Source organism: Stenotrophomonas sp. YJH_SMC_33, from assembly GCF_059372295.1.
The window spans coordinates 23,961-43,408 of record NZ_JCAFVJ010000006.1; the positions used below are offsets into that span (position 1 = coordinate 23,961).

A 19,448-nucleotide genomic window follows, 5' to 3' on the forward strand; every position below is an offset into this window, starting at 1 on the left:
GTTCAGGGCGAGGTGACCGGCGTGGCCAGGCGTTGGCGGGTGGCGGCTTCCAGCGAGGTCAGGCCAGCACGCTGGCCCAGCTGCAGGGCCTGTTCGGGGCTGGCATGTTCGTAGCGTGCGTTGACCAGGCCGAGCACGGCGCCGGCGCGGTTGCCGGACGCACAGTGCAGCAGCACAGGCCCCTGGCTCTGCCGCAGGGCCTGGTGCACGGCGCGCACGTTGGCGGCATCGAGCCCGTCGGCACCGGCCACCGGAATGCGCACGTAGCGCAGGCCCAATGATTCGGCGAGGCGGGTTTCGTCGAAACCCCGGTCCTCGCCGGGCTGGCGCAGGTCGATCACGGTGCGCACCCCCTGCGCGGCAAGTTCGCCCAGTTGTGCGGCGGAGGGCTGGCCGCCGGCATACAGGCCCGGGCGGACTTCATTGAGCGGGCCATCTGCGGCCAGGGCCGCCAGTGGCGGGCAGAGCGACAACAACAGCAGGCAGGTCAGGCGCAGCAGCATGGTCCTCTCCGTGAAAACGTTCTGCCGCTACAGGCGCAGTCCGGCGCGCGCCTTCAGCAGCTCGCGCAGTTCGTACTTGTCAGTATCATCCAGGCCCTGCTGGCGCTGCTTTGCCAACAACTCCTCCAGGCGTTGCACCAGCAGCTGTTTCTCCAACTGGGCCACAGCATCGTGCAGTTCCTGGGTCCAGCTGGCCTCGGTGCCGGGCAGCGTCTGAGCGGCCAGCGTATGCAGCGACGCCTGTTCCTCGCGGCCGTCGAAGTGTTCCAGCAGGGCGCCGGTGCTGATGTCCGGGCGCTGTTCGACCAGCCCCAGCAGTTCCAGCAGCAGTTCCACACCGGGCAGGCGAAGGCCCTGGAAGTGGTGCTGGCCGCCCAGGGTCAGCGCCAGTGAGGGCTGCTGCAGCAGCACAGCGATCGCGCCTCGCACCAGGCTGCGCCTGGCCACCGGCTGGATCGCCCGCTGTGGCTGGCGTTGCGGCATCGGTGCGCGCACAGACGGTGCGTTGCCGCCGAGCCCGGTCAGCTGCGCCAGCTGCTGCTTCATCAGGTCGCCGAAGGCACCGTCGGGAATCTGCGCCAGCATCGGCTTTGCGCGTTCGGCCAGGCGCGCCTTGCCGTCCAGCGTGCCCAGGTTGATCTCGCGGGTCAGTTCATCGAAGAAGAACTGCGACAGCGGCGTGGCCTGCTTCAGGCGCTCGTTGAAGGCCTCGGCGCCTTCCTTGCGCACGATGGTGTCGGGGTCTTCGCCATCGGGCAGGAACAGGAAGAAGGCCTGGCGGCCATCCTTCATGCGCGGCAGCACCGACTCCAGCGCCTTCCAGCCGGCGCGGCGGCCGGCGGCATCGCCGTCGAAGCAGAAGAACACGTCCGGTGCGTTGCGGAACAGCAGCTCGGCGTGGTCCGGCGTGGTCGCCGTACCCAGCGTGGCCACCGCCTGGGTGACCCCGAACTGGAACAGCGAGACCACGTCCATGTAGCCCTCGACCACGATCAACCGCTCGATCTTCTGGTTGGCCTGGCGCACCTGCCACAGGCCGTACAGTTCGCGGCCCTTGTGGAAGAGCGCGGTTTCGGGCGAGTTGAGGTACTTGGGGCCGTCGTCCTTCTCGAACACGCGCCCGCCGAAGGCGATCACCCGGCCACGACGGTCGAAGATCGGGAACATCACCCGGTCGCGGAACTTGTCGTAGACGTGGCCGCGATCGTTCTTGGAGAACAGGCCGGCGCGGTCGAGCAGCTTCATGCGGCGCTCGTCCTTGCCCAGCGCATCGCGCAGGCCGCTGTAGCCATCCGGTGCGTAGCCGATCTGGAAGCGCGCGCGGTTCGCTTCGTCCACGCCACGGCTTTCCAGATACGCGCGTGCCTTCTCGCTGCCTTCCAGATTCTTCTGGAAGAACTTGGTGGCGGCGTCCAGCGCCGAGTACAGCTCGCGGCTGTCGTCCTGCTGCTGGGGGCTGCGCGGGTTTTCGTTGCGCGGTACTTCCATGCCGGCACGCTTGGCCAGCTCATCCACCGCGTCGAGGAACTCGAGGCGGTCGTAGTTCATCAGGAAGCTGATCGCGGTGCCGTGCGCGCCGCAGCCGAAGCAGTGATAGAACTGCTTGGTGGGCGAGACCGTGAACGACGCCGAGCGCTCGTCATGGAACGGGCAGCGTGCGGCGTATTCCTTGCCTTGGCGCTTCAACGGCACGCGGCTGCCCACCACCTCGACGATGTCGGTGCGGGCGAGCAGGTCGTCGATGAAAGCGTCGGGGATACGGGCCATGGGCAACAGGGCAGGGCGCGGTGCAGGACCACGCGACGGAACCGGGGGCGGTCGGCCTAGTTTACCCCCTGTCGGGCACCTGGCTGGCGGTTGCCGGATCGATGCCGGCTGCGGCCAGGTGATGGCGCGCGCGCAGGCGCTCATCGATCACCGCCGTCATCAGGGCGCCAACGAAGAACACGACGGTGGCGTAGTAGATCCAGACCAGCGAGATCACCAGCGCACCCATCGAGCCGTAGGCACTGCCGGGGGCCACGGTGGCGATGTAGACGCCGATGCCGTAGCGGCCCAGTGCGAACAACGCCGAGGTGATGGCACCGCCGATGAAGGCCTGGCGCCAAGCCACGCGGCGGTCGGGCAGGTAGTGGTACATGAAAGCGAACCCCACCGCGTACAGCAGCAGGCTGGTGACGTAACCCAGCGCGGGGAGGATCGAGGGCAGTTGCGCGAAGGCCACCTGCAGTACCGTGGTGGCAGTCATCGACAGGATCAGCAGGAAGCCCAGGGCCAGCACCACGCCGAACGAGAACACGCGCTTGCGCAGCCAGGCCTTGAGGCCCTCCAGGCGCTCGCCGCTGGTGCGGAAGATGAGGTTCAGTGCGTTCTGCAGCTGCGCGAACACGGCGGTGGCGCCCACGAACAGCAGCAGCGTGCTCCACAGCCCTGCCAACGAGCCGACGTCGGGCTGGTTGTCGGCGTTCTTCAGGACGGTCTCGGCCACGATCGCAGCACTGCTGCCGGCCACCGAGCTGATCTGGTCGACCAGCGCCTGCTGTGCCGGCGGGTACAGCGAAGCGGTCAACCACAGCAGCAGCACCAGCAGCGGTGCCATCGACAGCAGGGCGTAGAACGAGACGGAGGCTGCCTGGGTCAGCACGTCGACGTCGATGAAGCGCTTGGCCACCGCCATCGGAAAGCTGTCCTGCAGGCGCTTGAGATACTTGTGCAGGGACACGGGAACGTTGAGCTCGGGTTCAACCATGTGTGCGGTTGTAGCAGGCGACCGACGAAGGTGCGGTGAAACGGGTACATCAATTGGGGTCAGAGCCCTTTCGCGTTGCGAAAGGGATCCGACCCCGTTGCCGGATTACGCCAGCTGCTGCTTGACCAGCTTGGACACCAGGCCCATGTCGGCCTGGCCAGCGAGCTTGGGCTTCAGGGCGCCCATCAGCTTGCCCATGTCGGCCGGGCCGGAGGCGCCGGTCTCGGTGATGGCGGCCTGGATGGCGGCCACGATCTCGGCTTCGCCCATCTTGGCCGGCAGGTAGGCTTCGATGACCACGATCTCGGCGCGCTCGATCTCGGCGAGGTCTTCGCGGTTGGCGGCTTCGTACTGGCTGACCGAGTCCTTGCGCTGCTTGACCATCTTGTCGAGCACGGCGATCACGGCGGTGTCGTCCAGCTCGATGCGCTCGTCCACTTCGCGCTGCTTGATGGCGGCATTGATCAGGCGGATCACGCCCAGCTTGTGCTTCTCGCCCGCCTTCATGGCGGCCTTCATGTCTTCGGTGAGCTGCTGCTTCATGCTCATGAGGAACCTCGTGGTGGTAGGTGGGGCGGGGCGGATGCCCGAACCCGGAAACGCAAAAAGCCGGCGACGCTCGCGCGTGCCGGCTTCGGCTCCATCGCAACGGGCAGGCCCGCCGCAATGAAGATGCGTCCGATCAGTACAGGCGCTGACGCTTGGTGACGTCGCGCGACGAGCGGCGCAGCTGACGCTTCACAGCAGCGGCGGCCTTGCGCTTGCGCTCCTGGGTCGGCTTTTCGTAGAACTCGCGCTTGCGGGTTTCGGCCAGCACACCGGCCTTTTCGCAAGTGCGCTTGAAGCGGCGAAGAGCAAACTCGAAGGGCTCGTTCTCGCGGACTTTGACGCTGGGCATGGAATCTCCGGGACACAGTAGAACCGGGTCACGCCCGGCGAGCCGCACATTATAGCGGCGAATCGACAAACTGCAAGCGGCCAACCCTGAATACGGGCCGGCGGTTCGAAAGCAGTGAGATCTGCGCGCTCCCCGAGGGGACGGCAGGGGCGTCATAATAGCAGGCATGCGAGTCCTTGGCATCGAATCTTCCTGTGATGAGACCGGCGTGGCGGTGTATGACACCGACCTGGCCGGCAGCGCAGCCCTGCGCGCCCATGCGGTCTACAGCCAGATCGCCCTGCACGCCGAATACGGTGGCGTGGTGCCCGAGCTGGCCAGCCGCGACCACGTCCGCAAGCTGCTGCCGCTGGTGCGCCAGACCCTGGCCGACGCCGGTCTGGGTGTAGGCGATATCGATGGCGTCGCCTATACGGCCGGTCCCGGCCTGGTCGGCGCGCTGCTGGTGGGTGCGGGCGTGGCCCGATCACTGGCCTGGGCGCTGGAGGTCCCGGCCGTCGGCGTACACCATATGGAAGGGCACCTGCTGGCACCGCTGATGGAAGACGACCCGCCGCAGGCCCCGTTCGTTGCGCTGCTGGTGTCCGGTGGCCATACCCAGCTGGTGGCGGTGGATGCGATCGGCCAGTACCGGCTGCTGGGCGAAACCCTGGACGATGCGGCTGGCGAGGCCTTCGACAAGACCGCCAAGCTGATGGGCCTGCCGTACCCGGGCGGCCCGCAGCTGGCCAGGCTGGCCGAGCAGGGCACGCCGGGCGCGTACCGCTTCGCGCGGCCGATGACCGACCGCCCGGGGCTGGATTTCAGCTTCTCCGGCCTGAAGACCCAGGTCCTGATGGCCTGGCGAGACAGCGACCAGAGCGAGCAGACCCGCGCCCATATTGCCCGGGGCTTTGAGGACGCGGTGGTCGAGACCCTGTCGATCAAGTGCGAGCGCGCGCTGGAAGCGGCCGGGACGAACGTGATCGTGGTTGCCGGCGGTGTAGGTGCCAACAAGCGCCTGCGCGCCCGCCTGCAGCAGATGGCCGAGCGCCTCGGCGGCCGCGCCTGCTTCCCGCGGCCTGCACTGTGCACCGACAACGGCGCGATGATCGCCTTCGCTGGCGCGCTGCGGCTGCAGGCTGGCCAGCACAGCCCGCCGAAGGTGGATGTGACCCCGCGCTGGGACATGGCGACCCTGCCGGCGGTGTGAACCGATAGCGTCGGGCCATGCCCGGCGGATGCATTACCGATGCACTGCCAACGGCGACGCCGCCAGCACGGTTGTCGCCCGCTCATGGCGCTGCAGCCAGCCCAGGGTGTGTGGGCAGCGGGCATGGATCAGCCGCCCGATCGCGGCCAGGTCGGCACCGAGGTCGCGCTCGAGGATGGGCTCGTGATGGGCGATGCGGTTGCGCAGGTGGGGGATGCGGCCAATATCCGCGTGGATGGCTTTCCGGATGACACTGGGGTGGGCGCAAGGCGCATGGCGCAGGACTCCGCTGAGTGCCGGTATCCACAGCGTGGAATCGAAGCGACATGTGAATAGCTGCTGCCAGAACACCATAGGCAGGTTGGCGACGATTTCAGGTGTATCGCTTGCGCGACTGGCAAGTTGTTCCAGTGCCGTGCGTGGAGAAGTACTGGACGAAGTTGGCAGCCTGCGTCTGAAGGCATCATTCCAGGGCCAACGTGGACCGTGCTGCCGAACAAGAACCATTGCCGCGGCGTTGCGGGTGACCACCTCGCACAGATGGACCGGCATCATCAGTGCACTGCACAGCCGCATGTTCCAGAGGTAGAGGGATTCGGCCGTGACGTCGGGGCCGCAGGTCGATGCGATTCTCTCGTAAGTAGACAGACGCTCCGCTGACAACGCGCGCCGCAGTACATCGTATGGAGCCATCGTCATGTGCGGTGGTGAAGGAGGGATCGATGTTCGCGAGAGTGGGCGGCGGCGACCATCAGGGAACGTCCTTGTCCGCGCGGCTGATTTTCTGCGTTTTGCCTCGGACGAATACCTGACCTGTCCTGTCGGATTTGGCCTTGACCGGCGATCTGGTCCTTGCCTAATCTGCGTGCCTGCGCCACCGGGACTCGCGGCTGGATTCCAGCTCCCCCTGGGGACAAACGGTAGTACCAAAGGGCCCCGCTAGCAGGGCCCTTTGTTTTTTCCGGGCCGCCCCACGCCGGTGGCCCACCGCCCGTTCCGGGCAGGCTCACCGCCGTGCCGTTACCATGGCCGCCTGTATTCGTGCCGGTAAGCGCAATGGACAAGGTTTTCATCGAAGGGCTGACGATCGACGCCCTGATCGGTATCTACGATTGGGAACGACGGATCCGCCAGGACCTGGTGTTCGACCTGGAAATGGGTTTCGACAACCGTCGCCCCGCAGCCACCGATGACATCGCCCACACCCTGAACTACAAGGCGGTGAGCAAGCGCCTGGAACAGTTCGTGCGCGAGTCGGAGTTCGGCCTGGTCGAGACGCTGGCCGAGCGCTGCGCGCAGATCGTGCTGGACGAATTCGACGTGAAGTGGCTGCGCCTAAAGCTGAGCAAGCCGGGCGCAGTGCGCGGCGCGCGTGCGGTGGGCGTGATCATCGAACGCACGCGGGACTGACCCGGTCGTGCCGGCCGTTGGCCGACAACCCCGGTAGTGCCGGCCGCTGGCCAGCAACCTTGGCAACAACGAAACAGACAGGAGACAACTGATGGTGGATGCGGTGGTGGCGGTACAGTGGCTGGAACGGCTGCAGAACACACTGGAACCCTATCCCGGCGCCTACCTGGCGTTGATGATCTCGGCGCTGCTGATCGCGGCCGGCCTGGCCAACTGGGTGACCAAGCGCATCCTGCTGCGTGGCCTGCGGCGCCTGCTCAGCCGCCTCCCCGGCGCTGACACCGGCCGCGGCAGCCACCTGATGCGGGTGATCTCGCGCTTGTCCAACGTGGTGCCCAGCCAGGTGATCGCCTCGGGCATCCGCATCGTGCCGGACCTGCCGCCGGGCCTGGTCAGCTTCATCATCGGCGCCTGCCAGGCGTGGGCGATCCTGACCGTGGTGCTGGCCATCTCGCATGCGCTGGATGCGGCCAACGATTTGTACGAGCGCCGCCCCGATGCACGCAACAAGCCGATCAAGGGCTACCTGCAGGTCGCCAAGATCGTCCTCTTCGTGATCGCCGGCCTGTCGATCGTTGCCACCCTGGCGGGCGTCGACCTGCGCTATCTGGTCACCGGCCTGGGCGCGGCCACGGCGGTGCTGATGCTGATCTTCCAGGACACCATCCTGTCGCTGGTGGCCAGCGTGCAGATCAGCGGCGATGGCCGGGTGCGCATCGGCGACTGGATCGAGATGCCCAGCCAGAACGCCGACGGCGACGTCATCGACATCGCGCTGCACACCATCACCGTACAGAACTTCGACAAGACCATCACCACCATCCCGACCAAGAAGCTGGTGACCGAGTCGTTCAAGAACTGGCGCGGCATGCAGGAAGCCGGTGGCCGCCGGATCAAGCGCGCGCTGTACCTGGACCAGCACAGCGTCGGCTTCCTGGACGAGGGCGACCTGGCCTTCCTCGGCCAGTTCGCGCTGCTGCGCGACTACCTGCAGGAGAAGGAACAGGAACTGGGGCAGTGGAACGGGCGCCTGCGCGAGCAGGGCATGGCCGAGGTCAACAGCCGCCGGGTGACCAACCTGGGCACGTTCCGCGCGTATGTGGAGCGCTACCTGCGCAGCCATCCGGGCATCCATACCGACATGACCCTGCTGGTGCGGCAGCTGCAGCCGACCACCGAGGGCCTGCCGCTGGAGCTGTACTGCTTCACCCGCAGCACCGCCTGGGGCGAGTACGAGGCCGTGCAGTCGGACATCTTCGACCACCTGCTGGCGATCCTGCCAGCCTTCGGGCTGCGCGTGTTCCAGGCGTCCAGCGACGCCATGTTGATGGCCGGGCAGCGCCAGTTGGCCGGCTCGGAGTAAGCTGCGGTGGCCCCGGCGGAGCCATACGGACCCCGCTGGTGGCTGAAACTGAATGAAGAAACCTCTCGCCAAATGGCTCGGGATCGCTAGAATGCCGGGCTTGTAAACGTTTTCATCAAGGACTGCCGGTGGCCTCCGAACGCATCGAATCCCTCATTGCCCAGATGACCGTCGAGGAAAAGGTCGGCCAGCTGGGTGTCTTCGCGGACATGGTCCGCCCGTTCGCCCCGGACGTGAACCCGGAAGCCAACGTGCGCAATGCCGACCAGGTGCTGCAGCAGGTGCGCGAGGGCAAGGTCGGCTCGCTGTTCAATGGCGTGGGCGCCGAGCTGGGCCGTCGCATCCAGCAGGTCGCCACCGAGGAGAGCCGCCTGGGCATCCCGGTGATCCTGGCCGCCGACGTCATCCACGGCATGCGCACCGTGTTCCCGATTCCGCTGGGCGAGGCCGCCAGCTTCGAGCCGGACCTGGCCGAGCGCACCGCGCGCGCCACCGCCATCGAGGCCACGGCCGCTGGCCTGCACTGGACCTACGCCCCGGCCGTGGATATCGCCCGTGACCAGCGCTGGGGCCGTGGCGCCGAAGGGGCCGGTGAGGACGTGGTGCTGGGCTGTGCGTTCGCCGCCGCCCGCGTGCGCGGCTTCCAGGGCAGCGACCTGCGCGCCGCCGATTCGCTGCTGGCCACGCCGAAGCACTTCGCCGCCTACGGCGCGGTGATGGCCGGCATGGAATACAACATGGTGGACATCTCGCCGCAGACCCTGCGCGACGTGCACCTGCCACCGTTCAAGGCCGCCTTCGACGCCGGCGCGATCACCGTGATGTCCTCGTTCAATGACATCAACGGTGTGCCGGCCAGTGCCAACGCTGAACTGCTGACCGACATCCTGCGCGGCGAATGGAAGTTCCCGGGCGTGGTGATCTCCGACTACACCGCCGACATGGAGCTGGTCGCCCACGGCTATGCCGCCGACGATCGCGATGCCACCGCCAAGGCGTTCACCGCCGGCCTGGACCTGAGCATGCAGAGCGGCTTCTACGCCGAGCACCTGCCGGGCCTGGTCGAGAGCGGCGAGGTGCCCATGGCGGTGCTGGATGAGGGCGTGCGGCGCATCCTGTGGCTGAAGGAAACCATCGGCCTGTTCGACGACCCGTACCGTTCGCTTGACCCGGCACGCGAAGCCGATACCTCGTACCTCGACGCGCATGACGAACTGTCGCGCGACGCCGCGCGGCGTTCGATCGTGCTGCTGAACAACCGCGACAACGTGCTGCCGTTGCAGAAGACCGGGCAGAAGATCGCGCTGATCGGCCCGTTCGTGCAGGACCGCGAGAACATCGAAGGCTGCTGGACGCTGTTCGGCGACAAGCAGCGTTACGTGGACCTGGAGACCGGCGTGCGTGCCGCCATCGGCGACGAAGCGATGCTGGAAATCGTGCCGGGCTGCGAACTGGAAGCGGCCATTCCGGGCGGTACCGAAGCGGCGGTGGCTGCCGCGCTGCGCGCCGATGTGGTGGTGTTGGCGCTGGGCGAACCGCAGCGCTACAGCGGCGAAGCACAGTCGCGCGTGGAGATCACCCTGCCGCCGGCACAGCAGGCGCTGGCCGAGGCCGTGGCGATGACCGGCAAGCCGCTGGTGGTGCTGCTGCGCAATGGTCGCGCGCTGGCGCTGCAGGGCGCGGTGCGCAATGCACAGGCTGTGGCGGTGACCTGGTACCTGGGCACGCAGACCGGCCATGCCGTGGCCGATGTGCTGTTCGGCGACTACAGCCCGTCCGGCCGCCTGCCGGTCAGCTTCCCGCAGGTGTCCGGCCAGCAGCCGTACTTCTACAACCACCCGCGCACCGGTCGCCCGGAACTGCCAACGATGTCGGAGTTCAAGGCCCGCTGGCGCGAGATTCCGAACGAACCGCTGTACCCGTTCGGCCATGGCATCGGCTACACCACCTTCGCCTACGGCGTGCCGCAGCTGAGCACTGCACAGCTCGGCTGGGACGACACCCTGACCATCACCACCACGCTGACCAACACCGGCAGCGTTGCTGGCGAGGAAGTCGTGCAGCTGTACATCCACGACCGTGTGGCCAGCCGCGTGCGTCCGGTGCGCGAACTGAAGGACTTCCGCAAGGTGGCACTGCAGCCGGGCGAGTCGACCGACGTGGTGTTCACCCTGACCCGCGAGCAGCTGGCGTTTACCGGCCGCGACGGCGTGCTGCGTGCCGAGCCGGGCCTGTTCGACCTGTGGGTGTGCGCGTCCTCGGCGGCTGGCGAAGCGGTGCAGTTCGAACTGCTGAAGGCCTGATCAGAAAAAGGGGACGGAGGGGATTAAGTCGTTAGTGGCACAAACGACTTGATCCCCTCCGTCCCCTTTTTGTTGCCGTCACTGTGGCGGCGCTACCATCGGGCCTCCTGTTTCGATGGAGTGCGCGCATGCGCCGGATGGCCTACCTGATTCCCGCCCTGATGCTGGCCGCCTGTTCGCAGCCGGCGGCACCGCCGGCCGAGCCTGCGGCGGATGCGCCGCCGCCGATGGAGGCCAGCGCGGCAGCGACGCCTGCCGCTGAACCGACAGCGCCGGCTGCTGGACCCGCCGACTTAGCACCGCCCGCACCGGCAGCCGAGGCGCCCGCCGAGGATGCGCGTGCGCGCATCGAGTCGCTGCTTGGCGATGCCGCGCAGTTCGAGAAGGTCTTCAATGCGTTCAAGACCGCCGTGGTTGGCGGGGATCGCGCTGCGGTGGTCGAGGAAGTGCGATTCCCGTTGAACATCAGCGGCGGAAAGAAGATCTCCGGCCCCGGAGAGTTCCAGCGCAACTACGAGAAGATCATCACCCCGGAGGTGGTCAAGGCGGTGTCCGAGCAGGACTTCGGCAAGGTGTTCGTCAACCAGCAGGGCGTGATGATCGGCAGCGGCCAGGTGTGGTTGAACGGGCAGTGCCTGGACCAGGCCTGCACGAAGACCGAGGTGAAGGTCATCACCATCCAATGAACGCAGACGGCCCCGCGTGCGGGGCCGTTTGGCAGGGTAGTGCCGGCCGCTGGCCGGCACCCGCCGGATGCCGGAAGGATCCAGGTGCCGGCCAGCGGCCGGCACTACCGGGGCATCAGGTCTTCGGTGTGAGCTTCAGCAGGCGCGCCTTGCTGCCGTCTTCCAGCAGCCACAGGGCGCCATCCGGGCCCTGTTCCACTTCGCGGATGCGCTCGCCCATGTTGAAGCGTTCGGCTTCGCGCGCGCTGTCACCATCAAAGGCCACGCGCACCAGCGAGGTCGACGACAGCCCACCGATGAAGCCGCTGCCCTTCCACTGCGGGAACAGGTTGCCGCTGTAGATCACGAAGCCGGCCGGCGAGATCACCGGCGTCCAGGTCACCTTCGGCGCGGCGAATTCCGGGCGCGTGTCGTGGTCGGGAATCGGCCGGCCGTCGTAATGGTCACCATTGGAAACGATCGGGTAGCCGTAGTTGGCGCCGCGCACGATCAGGTTCAGTTCGTCGCCGCCGGCCGGGCCCATCTCGTGTGCCCACAGCTTGCCGTTCGCGTCGAAGGCCATGCCCAGAATGTTGCGGTGGCCCAGCGACCACACCTGCGCGGCAACGCCGCCCTGTGAGGCGAACGGGTTGTCGGCGGGCAGGCTGCCATCGTCGTTGAGACGGATGATCTTGCCGAGGTTGCCGCCCATGTCCTGGGCCGGATCGAACTTTTGCCGCTCGCTGGAGCTGATCCACAGCTTGCCGTCGGGGCCGAACGCGAGGCGATGCCCGTAGTGGCCCTCGCCGCTGACCTTGGGGCTCTGCCGCCAGATCACCTTCAGGTCCTTCAGCTGGCCACCGCCGTTGGCATCCAGTGGCAGCGTGGCCCGGGCCACGGCAGCACCGCGGGTGTCCAGCGTGCCTTCCTCGGCGTAGCTGAGGTAGATCACGTGATTACTCGCGAATTGCGGGTGCAGGATCACGTCACCGAAGCCGCCCTGGCCGCCGTAAGCGACCTTCGGAACGCCGGTGATCTCATGCTTCTGGCCGCTGGCCGGATCCAGGTGCTGCAGCTTGCCGCGCTTTTCGGTGACCAGCAGGCTGCCGTCGGGCAGGAAGGTCATCGCCCAGGGCTGGTCGAACCGGCTGATTTCGGTGGCAGTGAACGGGCGCTGGTCGGCAGTGGTGGAGGCTGCGGGCGCTGCGGTCTGGGCGCCGTTGGCGGCCGGGTCGGCGGCATTGCAGGCGGAGGTGGCAAGGATCGGCACCAGGCCGAGGGCGAGCAGCAGGGGCGTGCGGGTCATGGGTATCTCCAGTGCGGGGATGCGGATGGCCGGGCTGTCCCTTGTATACCACTGGCGCCGTGAGCGTCGTGGCCCGAAGGTCCTGCGACCCCTGTGCGAGCGCGGCGGGATCGTCTAGGGTGGGTACGCCCGGGCAAAGCGTGCCCGTCTGCCTGCCAAGGACCTGCAATGAACACTGCCATGCCCCACAAGCCCTCCACCGCCTTCATCGCCGCCTCATGGGTGGCCCTGCTGCTGGGTGCGGCGGCCTACCTGATCGGTCTGTTCAACGCCACGATGGCGCTCAACGAAAAGGGCTACTACCTGACCCTGCTGCTGTTCGGCCTGTTCGCGGCGGTGTCGCTGCAGAAGAGCGTGCGCGACCGCGTCGAAGGCATTGCGGTGAGTGGCCTGTACTACGCGCTGTGCTGGTTCGCGTTGCTGTCGGCGCTGATGCTGCTGCTGGTTGGCCTGTGGAATGCCACGCTGGCACCGAGCGAGAAGGGCTTCTACGGCATGGCGTATGCACTGTCGCTGTTCGGCGCGGTGGCCGTGCAGAAGAACACCCGCGACCTGATCGCCGCCGGTGGTGGCGGGAGCAAGCACGGCGCGATCGTGCCGTCGCTGCCGGAACAGGAGTGATCGATCCGGTGTAGAGCCGAGCCATGCTCGGCTCAGTCGAGCATGGCTCGACGTTACAGACGTGGTGCGAGAGCCGAGCGTAGGCCCGGCTCTACAGAAGCATGGCGCTATCGCTTCAACAGCGGGTCCGCCAGGTGCGCTTCGTCCCAGCCACGGCGCACGGCATTGCGTGCCTGCGCCCATTCCAGCCGGCTGCGGCCACGTTCATTGGCCCAGCGCGATTCCAGCTCGGCTTCGACCTGCTCGTAGGCGCGGATCATGTCCTGCGCACGCGCGGCGTGGCCGATGCGGTAGGCAGGCTCGTAGTCCTCGAAGAACAACTGGTCGTCGTAGTACGGCTCGGCCGTGTAGCGTTCGCGCCAGTAGTTGCTGACCGCGTCGCGCGGCGTGCTGTCGTCCGGTACGCGGCCGGGAATCTGGTACTCGGTCATGGAAGGCTCCGTTGTGGAGGAAGCCTGATCGTGCCTGCTTGGCGGTTAACGGCCCGGTCCGGCAGCGTGATAACCAGATCAATCCGCCGGGCATGGCCCGGCGCTACCGGTCATCCGGCGTCGGAATCCTTGCGCGGCAGCTTGTAGATCACCGCGCCGATGGCGAACGCCACCAGCGCAGCAGCGATGTTCTGCCAGCTGGCACTGGCGAACAGGGCCAGGCACAGCAGCAGCGCCAGCACCGGAATCAACGGCCCACCGGGCAGCTTCAACGCGCCCGGGCGGTCGGCGTAGCGCTTGGCCAGTACCAGTACCGCAGCGGCCGTTCCGATGTAGGCGAACAGGCGCGTGGTCATCGACAGCAGGGCCAGCTGCACGAACGAACCGGACAGGGCCAGGCCCAGCGCGATCAGGCCTTGGCACAGGATCGACGCGGCCGGCGTGTGGAAGCGCGGATGCACCCGCGCCAGGATCTTCGGCCCATAGCCATCGCGGGCCAGTGCGAACAGGAAGCGCGGGCCCATCATCATCGTGTTGCTGTTGGTGCCGAGGATGGAGATGGTGGCGCCGACCGTCAGGATCAGCGCCAGTGCTTCGCCGCCGAAGCCGGCAGCGGCATCGGCCAGCGGCGTGGCCGAGCTGGCCAGGCCGGCCAGCGTGCCCTGTGCCACCACCTGCACCGCGCCGTAGATGACGGTGACGGTGATGATCATGGTGATCAGCGCGAACGGAATATCGCGACGCGGATTGCGGTACTCGCCGGCGGCGGCCGGGATGTTCTCGAAGCCGGCATAGGCGTACAGCAGCAGCAAGGCGGCCTCGCCCATGCGCTGCAGGTCATGCGGGTCCGGATGCTGGCCGGAGAAGGCCAGCTGTGGGTCGATGTAGAACGCACCGATGGCCACGAACAGCAGCAGCGGCAGCATCTTGCCGATCACCAGCACCACGCCGGTACGCGCGGCCGAGCGCACGCCGATGATGTTGACGCCGGTCAGGAAGCCCAGCGACACCACGATCACCGCGATGCGCCCCATGCCGGCACCGGCCCACGGCCAGAAACGCGCGACGGCATCGGCCAGCGCGTTGCTGAGTGCGGCCGCCGAGCTGATGCGGGTCAGCCAGATCATCCAGCCGATCTCGAAACCGGCGAAGCGCCCGAACGCCTCGCGTGCATACAGGTAGCTGCCGCCGGGTTCATCGAAGTAGCTGGCGGCCTGCGCGTAGCACAGCACCAGCAAGGCCACGACGATGCCGGCGGCGACCACGCCCCACAGGCTGAAGGGGCCGAGCAGGGCGACGGTGGCGGCCGGCAGCAGGTAGATGCCGCTGCCGATCACATCGTTGATCGACAGGCCGACGATCTGCCAGCGGCTGACCGCGCGTTGCAGCTGCGGTTCGTCCTGTGCGCTCAATGGCCGTCTCCATTCAATGAAGGCAGCTCCCATTGCGCCTGCAGTCGCCTGTACTCGGCGCGCGGCAGCAGCACGAAACGCGGCGCGTCCTGCGGCCGCAGCCAGTCCAGCAGTGCCTGCATGCGTTCCTGCGGCATGGCCGTGCAGCCGGCGGTGGCCTCGCCGGGCTGGCGCCACAGATGGGCGAAGATGCAGCTGCCCTTGCCGGGCTGGTTGTCCGGGTTGTGGGCGATCACGAAGCCCTCCCGGTAGCGCACGTCGCCCTTGTTGTGCAGATCCAGCCGCATCGGCTCGGTGGAGCCCTTGACCGCTGCATTGCCGACCTTCTTTTCATCAACGATGCGGTTGTAGAACGGTGAACCGGGTACGTCCATGCAGTAGCTGCTGTCCAGCATCGGCTGGTAGGGCATGGCGGTACCCGGGCGGGTGACGGCATAGCCGAACGCACTGCCGAGCGCGAACACGCCCGCAGGGCTGCGGCCATCGCCTTCCTGCTTCTGCGGGCCGTCGGCCTGCGCCGGGTGCAGGCCCAGGCCCCAGGCACTGCCAGTGCGGCCGAGCGCCACCGGGAACGCCTGTCCATGCGCGTGCCAGCCCTTGCCATCGCGCACATAGGCCTGCAGCTGGCCCTCGGTGCTGTCCCAGCCATCGCTGGTAACCACGATCAGCTGGCGCGCACCATCCAGCGGCGCGGCGTGGACGGACACCGCCGTAGCAAGCAGCAGTGCAGCGGTAGCGAGACGGACCAGTGATTTCATCAACAGGTGCTCCGGTCAGGAATCCAGCAGGTGGTCGATCCGCTCCAGGTTCACCGCAAGCTGCTGCTGGCGGTCCGGATTGGTGTGGCAGAGCAGCACGAACAGGAAATCGAGCAGGGCGTGCATGGCGCTACGGTACAGCAGCTGCGCGACCTGCGGCGTGCGATCGTGCGCGCACACCACCAGCGCTGCGTCAGCATGCGCGCGCAGCGGGTTGGCGGTATGGCGGGTGATGGAAATCATCTTGCCACCCATGTCCTGGAACTGGCGCGACAGCTGCGATAGCTGCGGCAGGTTGCCGAATTCGGAGAACACCAGCAGCGCATCGCCCGGGCGCGCGGCCGACAGGTTGGCCAGCATCAGGATCGGGTCGGTATGGGGTACCACCAGCAGCCCGAGCAGCGACAGCCGCATGGCGAACTCGCGCGCGAACAGGCCGTCGTCACCCAGGCCGTACACGAACAGCTTGGGCGCACCGTCGAGCAGCTGCACGATGCGCTCGATCTCCGCGCGTGGATTGGCCTGGCGTGTTTCCTCCTCGGCCTGCGCCTTGCTGCGGCGCAGCGCCTCGCCCAGGCGCAGGTAGTCATCGCCGCTTTCGGGTTCGTCGGGCGCCTGCTGCGGATCGGCACCGGCGCGGGCGACGTCCTGGCCGATGGAGTACTTCAGGTCCGGGTAGCCCTTGAAGCCGAGCTTCTGGCTGAACTTCACCACGCTGGACTGGCTGATGCCGAGCGCACTGGCCAGCTGCTGTGACGAGTAGTCGCGCAGCAGGTGGGCGTTGTCGAGGATGAAGTCGGCGATGCGGCGCTCGATGGCCGACATCTGCCCGCGCTCGGTGCGGATCTTCAGCAGGGGCGGCATGCGGGGTGTCCGGGCATGTGTGGGCACGTTGCGGCTGGCAGCGTAGAGCGTGTCATGGAATGGGTCGAGCGGGTTCCAGCCTCGAAGAGGTTACGGAGCGCAGTTGTTGCTTTTGACGTTGAGTCCGCCTTCAAGCGAGCCGGGCACCGCAGGTCCGCCGAGGGCGAAGAGGCGCGGGTGTCTGAGCGTAGCGAGTTCCCGCGCCGTCCCTCGACGGGCCGAGGAGCGCAGGGAACCGGTGCGTAGCACCGGCTAGCGGCCGGCGGAGCGTTTCTTTTGGTTACTTTTCTTTTCGCGAAAAGAAAAGTAACGCGCGACCCAACGTCAGTGGCACGCAACGTCAGCCGCAAGGCAGAAATCACCCCAGCATCTCCAGCCCACGCACTTCGGTGATGCCCAACCCCGGCACGTCGCTGATGCTGATCTCCGATTCGTTGAAATGCACGCCGCCGCTGACCGGGTCGAACTGGCCCAGCGAGGGACCGTCGAGGTCAACCTTGGTGATCACATCACTCTTGGCCACGGCCAGGTGCACGGCTGCGGCCACGCTGATGCTCGACTCGATCATGCAGCCGATCATGCACGGCACGCCGTAGATGCCGGCGATGTCGGCGATGCGGATAGCGTTGGACAGGCCGCCGGTCTTCATCAGCTTGATGTTGATGATGTCGGCTGCGCGCTGCTGGATCAGGTCCATCACCTGGCTGGGGCTGAACACGCTTTCGTCGGCCATCACCGGCGTGTTGACGCGGTCGGTGACGTACTTCAGGCCACTGATGTCCGCGGCCTTCACCGGCTGCTCCAGCAGCTCCAGTACCACGCCGGCTTCCTCCAGCGTGCGCATCGCATGCACCGCCTGCTTGGCGGTCCAGCCCTGGTTGGCATCCAGGCGCAGCAGGGCGCGGCCTTCCACGGCGGCATGGATCGCCTTGACCCGTTCGATGTCCAGCCCGATGTCCTTGCCGACCTTGATCTTCAACGACTCGAAGCCGCGTTCGATCGCCGACAACGAATCGGCCACCATCTTGTCGATGTAGTCCACGCTGATGGTGATGTCAGTGGTGATCACCGGGTCGCCGCCGCCGAGCATCTGGTACAACGGCGCACCGTGCAGCTGCGCCCACAGGTCGTACAGCGCGATCTCCACCGCGGCCTTGGCGCTGGTGTTGCGCTCCATCGCGGTCTGCACCAGCGTGCACAGGTGGTTGAGGTTGACCACGTCCTGGCCGATCAGGCGCGGGGCGATGAAGTGGCGGATCGCTTCGATGATCGAGCCGTGCGTATCGCCGGTGATCACGGCGGTGGCCGGGGCTTCACCATAGCCGGTGTTGCCGCTGTCGGTGCGGATCAGCACCACCACGTCTTCCACGGTTTCCACCGTGCGCAGCGCGGTCTTGAACGGTGTCTTCAACGGCACGCGCAGCATGCCCAGTTCGATGGCGGTGATCTTCATTCGGGAGTCTTGGCCCGCAGGCGCTGGATGTTGGTGATGCGGTCGATGTAGCGGACGGTGTCGCTGGCCATCATCGGCTCCAGCGGCGTGACCGAAACACCATTGAGATGGGCCTGCACGCGCGTGCCGTCGGCACCGAACCAGCTGCCGCCCGCCGTATCGTGGATCACCCAGGTGCGGCCGTCGACGTGGCCGATGGCCATCATTACGTGGCCGGGGATGTAGACCAGATCGCCGACCTTCAGGTCGGTGACGGCACGGTCGCGCAGTGCCTTGCCGACCTTGTCGGTGAACGGCAGGCGATCCAGTGCCGGGCTGACCGCCTGTGCACTGGTATTGCGCGGCAGCAGCACGCCGAAGCTGCGGTAGATCTCGGAAACGAAACCGCTGCAGTCGCGCGTGTCGTAGTCGTGGCCCCAACCGTAGCGCTCGCCGAGGAACTTGAAGGCCTGCTGCAGCAGCAGGCGCGGGGTCATTGGCAGGTAGTCGGCGGCGGTGTCCTGCGAGCGCGGCAGCAGCGCTGGTACCAGCTTCAGGCGGCCATCGGCTTCGCGCACCGGCAACTGCACCACCCACGAGGCGTGGGCCTGCTGGCCGTTCACCGGTTCGGCGGCGGGCCAGTCGGCCAGCACCGGCAGGCGTATACCCATGTCCAGCTGCAGGCGCGACACGCGCGGCTCCTCCGGGGTATAGGCGGTCTGTGCGGTGGCGCCGGTGACGATCCGGTACGGTCCCTTCGCGCCATAACCTAGCACCGTGGCCTTGTCGCCGCCGGCGATGGCGTCGGCTTCGATCCACGCGCTGTAGCGCTCGCTGTGCACGAACAGCCAATGGCCATCGGTACTGCGATGGACCACGGCCACCTTGTCGCCGGGGAACAGTGCCGATTCCTGGAAGCGGTCGATGTCGGTGTCACCGGCAGTGCTGAAGACCCGCTCGCGGGTGGGGAAGGTACGCAGTGCCGCGCGCTTCACCACCAGCCCGTAGGCCGGTGCCACCTGGACGGGAATCGCATCGAGTCCGAGGTTGGCTTCGATCGCGCTGCGCAGCGCGTGTGCGATCGCCTGGCCCTTGTCGTTGTAGAGGGCGCGGGTGGGCCAGCTCGACAGCGCGGTGATGCTGGCGCGAACCGTCGCCGCATCAAGCTGGGCGGGCAGTGCGGCGATGTCCTGGATGTGGCTGTCCTGCGCCCGCATCCGCGCGTTCTGTGCTTCGATCTGCGCGCGATCCAGAATCGGCGCATCGGCGTTGTCCAGGCGCGCGGCCCAGTACTGCGGGGTCAGATAGGCCTCGTGCAGGCCGATCACATAGGGCAGCGGTGCGCCGGGATCGGGTGCCGGCGCGGTCTGTGCAAAGGCGGGCGCCGCCAGCAGGCACAGGGCCAGGGTCAAGCGGCGCGGCCAATGCCGGTGCCGTTCGCGGGAAGCCAGGATCATGCGGTGCACACCCTCCTCGAATGCTTGTTGGAATATTTATTCCTTTCGGCATGGAAAGCAAGAATAAATTATTGACCGGCATCC

Annotated in this window: 19 protein-coding genes; 6 read left to right on the plus strand and 13 right to left on the minus strand. The window is 67.0% G+C overall.

The window, feature by feature from the left end:
* Positions 1–2 precede the first annotated feature (2 nt).
* The 5 genes from AC5P9W_RS11110 to rpsU form a co-directional block, all read right to left on the minus strand.
* Positions 3–503, minus strand: coding sequence for a protein tyrosine phosphatase family protein (locus AC5P9W_RS11110; protein ID WP_180832998.1), 501 nt, complete (start codon positions 501–503; stop codon positions 3–5).
* Positions 504–530: 27 nt separating this feature from the next.
* The gene (gene dnaG / locus AC5P9W_RS11115) at positions 531–2,270 is read right to left on the minus strand and encodes a DNA primase (RefSeq protein WP_021202937.1); all 1,740 of its coding nucleotides are present in this window, start codon (positions 2,268–2,270) and stop codon (positions 531–533) included.
* Between the two features lie 61 nt (positions 2,271–2,331).
* On the minus strand, positions 2,332–3,252 hold the full coding sequence (locus AC5P9W_RS11120; RefSeq protein ID WP_019662215.1) for a YihY/virulence factor BrkB family protein: 921 nt from the start codon (positions 3,250–3,252) through the stop codon (positions 2,332–2,334).
* A 105-nt stretch (positions 3,253–3,357) separates the two neighbouring features.
* Positions 3,358–3,801, minus strand: coding sequence for a GatB/YqeY domain-containing protein (locus AC5P9W_RS11125; RefSeq protein WP_021202938.1), 444 nt, complete (start codon positions 3,799–3,801; stop codon positions 3,358–3,360).
* A gap of 133 nt (positions 3,802–3,934) precedes the next feature.
* Complete coding sequence (gene rpsU / locus AC5P9W_RS11130; RefSeq protein ID WP_002808376.1) at positions 3,935–4,150, minus strand: 30S ribosomal protein S21; 216 nt, start codon at positions 4,148–4,150, stop codon at positions 3,935–3,937.
* 166 nt (positions 4,151–4,316) lie between these two features.
* Between rpsU and tsaD the strand changes: the two genes are divergently transcribed.
* Positions 4,317–5,342, plus strand: coding sequence for a tRNA (adenosine(37)-N6)-threonylcarbamoyltransferase complex transferase subunit TsaD (gene tsaD / locus AC5P9W_RS11135; protein ID WP_206621593.1), 1,026 nt, complete (start codon positions 4,317–4,319; stop codon positions 5,340–5,342).
* Positions 5,343–5,375: 33 nt separating this feature from the next.
* Here tsaD and AC5P9W_RS11140 read toward each other — a convergent pair whose 3' ends face one another.
* Positions 5,376–6,041, minus strand: coding sequence for a hypothetical protein (locus AC5P9W_RS11140; RefSeq protein WP_495219207.1), 666 nt, complete (start codon positions 6,039–6,041; stop codon positions 5,376–5,378).
* A gap of 357 nt (positions 6,042–6,398) precedes the next feature.
* On the opposite strand from AC5P9W_RS11140, the gene folB reads away from it, so the two are divergent.
* The 4 genes from folB to AC5P9W_RS11160 all read left to right on the plus strand — a co-directional run bounded on the left by folB (position 6,399) and on the right by AC5P9W_RS11160 (position 11,104).
* Positions 6,399–6,752, plus strand: a complete 354-nt coding sequence (gene folB / locus AC5P9W_RS11145) for a dihydroneopterin aldolase (RefSeq protein ID WP_005407807.1) — start codon at positions 6,399–6,401, stop codon at positions 6,750–6,752.
* Between the two features lie 91 nt (positions 6,753–6,843).
* A complete protein-coding gene (locus AC5P9W_RS11150) occupies positions 6,844–8,115 on the plus strand; it encodes a mechanosensitive ion channel family protein (RefSeq protein ID WP_495219209.1) in 1,272 nt (423 codons plus the stop codon).
* Between the two features lie 128 nt (positions 8,116–8,243).
* Positions 8,244–10,418: a glycoside hydrolase family 3 N-terminal domain-containing protein gene (locus AC5P9W_RS11155; RefSeq protein WP_111098415.1), complete on the plus strand. Its 2,175-nt coding sequence runs from the start codon at positions 8,244–8,246 to the stop codon at positions 10,416–10,418.
* A gap of 128 nt (positions 10,419–10,546) precedes the next feature.
* Complete coding sequence (locus AC5P9W_RS11160) at positions 10,547–11,104, plus strand: hypothetical protein (RefSeq protein WP_180832996.1); 558 nt, start codon at positions 10,547–10,549, stop codon at positions 11,102–11,104.
* Positions 11,105–11,219: 115 nt separating this feature from the next.
* On the opposite strand, the gene AC5P9W_RS11165 is transcribed toward AC5P9W_RS11160, so the two are convergent.
* Complete coding sequence (locus AC5P9W_RS11165) at positions 11,220–12,389, minus strand: PQQ-dependent sugar dehydrogenase (RefSeq protein WP_180832995.1); 1,170 nt, start codon at positions 12,387–12,389, stop codon at positions 11,220–11,222.
* A 168-nt stretch (positions 12,390–12,557) separates the two neighbouring features.
* Between AC5P9W_RS11165 and yiaA the strand changes: the two genes are divergently transcribed.
* Complete coding sequence (gene yiaA, locus AC5P9W_RS11170) at positions 12,558–13,010, plus strand: inner membrane protein YiaA (RefSeq protein ID WP_495219212.1); 453 nt, start codon at positions 12,558–12,560, stop codon at positions 13,008–13,010.
* Between the two features lie 107 nt (positions 13,011–13,117).
* Here the strand turns inward: yiaA and AC5P9W_RS11175 are convergent, their stop codons facing one another.
* The 6 genes from AC5P9W_RS11175 to AC5P9W_RS11200 all read right to left on the minus strand — a co-directional run bounded on the left by AC5P9W_RS11175 (position 13,118) and on the right by AC5P9W_RS11200 (position 19,364).
* The gene (locus tag AC5P9W_RS11175; protein WP_069139911.1) at positions 13,118–13,441 is read right to left on the minus strand and encodes a hypothetical protein; all 324 of its coding nucleotides are present in this window, start codon (positions 13,439–13,441) and stop codon (positions 13,118–13,120) included.
* Positions 13,442–13,551: 110 nt separating this feature from the next.
* The gene (locus AC5P9W_RS11180; RefSeq protein ID WP_495219214.1) at positions 13,552–14,853 is read right to left on the minus strand and encodes an APC family permease; all 1,302 of its coding nucleotides are present in this window, start codon (positions 14,851–14,853) and stop codon (positions 13,552–13,554) included.
* A complete protein-coding gene (locus AC5P9W_RS11185) occupies positions 14,850–15,611 on the minus strand; it encodes a L,D-transpeptidase family protein (protein ID WP_495219216.1) in 762 nt (253 codons plus the stop codon). Before AC5P9W_RS11185 ends, AC5P9W_RS11180 begins: the two co-directional genes overlap by 4 nt.
* A 15-nt stretch (positions 15,612–15,626) precedes the next feature.
* Positions 15,627–16,475 carry a MurR/RpiR family transcriptional regulator gene (locus tag AC5P9W_RS11190; RefSeq protein WP_111102249.1) on the minus strand — a complete coding sequence of 283 codons (849 nt, stop codon included), beginning with the start codon at positions 16,473–16,475 and terminating at the stop codon, positions 15,627–15,629.
* A 358-nt stretch (positions 16,476–16,833) separates the two neighbouring features.
* The gene (locus AC5P9W_RS11195; protein ID WP_005415027.1) at positions 16,834–17,928 is read right to left on the minus strand and encodes a dipeptide epimerase; all 1,095 of its coding nucleotides are present in this window, start codon (positions 17,926–17,928) and stop codon (positions 16,834–16,836) included.
* On the minus strand, positions 17,925–19,364 hold the full coding sequence (locus AC5P9W_RS11200) for an SH3 domain-containing protein (protein ID WP_478436167.1): 1,440 nt from the start codon (positions 19,362–19,364) through the stop codon (positions 17,925–17,927). The genes AC5P9W_RS11195 and AC5P9W_RS11200 overlap by 4 nt, the downstream gene beginning before the upstream one ends.
* Positions 19,365–19,448: the final 84 nt, after the last annotated feature.